The 1064-nt window shown below is 42.3% G+C and carries 2 protein-coding genes and 1 pseudogene; all 3 read left to right on the forward strand.

The window, feature by feature from the left end; all coding sequences use genetic code 11:
* Positions 1 to 129, forward strand: a pseudogene (locus ACKTR2_RS10235) (thioredoxin); the annotation flags it as partial.
* Positions 130 to 600 (forward strand): hypothetical protein, encoded by a 471-nt coding sequence (locus ACKTR2_RS10240; RefSeq protein WP_008212995.1) that lies wholly within the window; start codon positions 130 to 132, stop codon positions 598 to 600.
* Between the two features lies 1 nt (position 601).
* Positions 602 to 1064 (forward strand): type IV secretory system conjugative DNA transfer family protein (locus ACKTR2_RS10245; RefSeq protein ID WP_407885035.1); only part of this gene is annotated, 463 nt, incomplete at its 3' end.

Raw genomic sequence — 1064 nt, forward strand, 5'->3', positions numbered from 1 at the left:
ATGAACCAACCGCAGAATCGGCATTACATTCAAAAATATCAATTAACGTCAGTACCAACCTTGATCCATGGCAAGCAACGATACTCCGGTACCAACCAACAAAGGATTAAACAGATAGTAGGTGATTAGATGAAAGACAAATTATTAAACAGCGTTAAAGTCAGCTGGCCATATCTACTAACGCTAATCATTGGCTTGTATTTAGCGGAGATTTTAGCTGGATCAGTCATGGCCTTGTCGCACTATAAGCTAACTTTTGCGGATCATATGCCAACCGTATTAAAACAATTAGCCTTGCACCCCTGGCACTATTACAACTTGTATTTGGGTCAAAAGAACCCGGTATTAATTATCGTCAGTATCGCTGTGGTCCTATACACCATTTATTTTGCTTTGAAACGCAATAGCAAGCACAAAGCGTGGGAAACTGCGGACACTGAAACCCACGGGAGTGCGACCTGGGGGAATTTAAAAGAATTGAGTGACCATTACTTTAGTATCAATGCCAAAGACCTCACCACAGCATTTAACAAGAGTACCAAGGCAGAAATTCTCAAATCATTAGTGGATCGAGAAAAGTCAGCGAAAGGGGGAGATTAACATGAATGGGACGATTTTAGGGATCGTGGATAAACGGATTGTTTACCAGAATAACAGCACCAAACCAAATCGGAATATCTTTGTGGTTGGGGGCCCAGGATCGTATAAGACCCAGTCAGTCGTCATTACCAACCTGTTTAATGAAACGGAGAACAGCATTGTTGTAACTGATCCGAAAGGTGAATTATACGAAAAAACAGCCGGTATTAAGTTAGCCCAGGGTTATCAAGTGCATGTCGTCAACTTTGCCAACATGGCGCATAGTGATCGCTACAATCCTTTTGATTATATTCAACGAGATATTCAAGCTGAAACCGTGGCAACAAAGATCGTGCAAAGTGAAAATGCCGAAGGTAAAAAAGACGTGTGGTTCAGTACCCAACGGCAACTTTTGAAGGCACTAATCCTGTTTGTCATGAACCACCGGTCACCAGAACAACGAAATTTGGCGGGTGTGACCCAAG

The organism is Furfurilactobacillus curtus (genome assembly GCF_045862785.1).
In the GTDB taxonomy this organism is placed as follows: domain Bacteria; phylum Bacillota; class Bacilli; order Lactobacillales; family Lactobacillaceae; genus Furfurilactobacillus; species Furfurilactobacillus curtus.

Coding starts and splice junctions, on each gene's coding strand:
- ACKTR2_RS10240 (WP_008212995.1), top strand. CDS start 130: ATGAAAGACAAATTATTAAACAGCGTTAAAGTCAGCTGGCCATATCTA.